This is a genomic window from Serratia sp. HNCC26DJ206 (genome assembly GCF_057180605.1).
In genome coordinates, this window is the sequence record NZ_JBXUGP010000186.1 from 1 (window position 1) to 262 (window position 262).

The window sequence follows — 262 nt, forward strand, 5'->3', positions numbered from 1 at the left end:
GCTCAAGGTCAGACGTTGCGGTTCACGCGTACAACCGGAAACCGCGCTGACGGCAGTAACCTTGCCCCGGAACAACGCATTGCACAGAGACGACTTCCCCACGCCGGTTTTACCCATGATGCCAATCACCGGTGTGTAATCGATAAGGTGGCCAATATGCCGCAATATCGTGTCAGAGACCGACGAAGGCAGCGTCGTCAGAGACTGGCTGATGGCCTGTATACCGTCTTGTTTATTCATACAGCTCCCCAAAACAGAAAAT

Annotated in this window: 1 protein-coding gene; it reads right to left on the reverse strand. The window is 53.4% G+C overall.

The window, feature by feature from the left end; translation table 11 throughout:
* Positions 1-240 (reverse strand): GTPase (locus AC2A1E_RS24525; protein ID WP_484385928.1); only part of this gene is annotated, 240 nt, incomplete at its 3' end.
* Between the last annotated feature and the right edge of the window lie 22 nt (positions 241-262).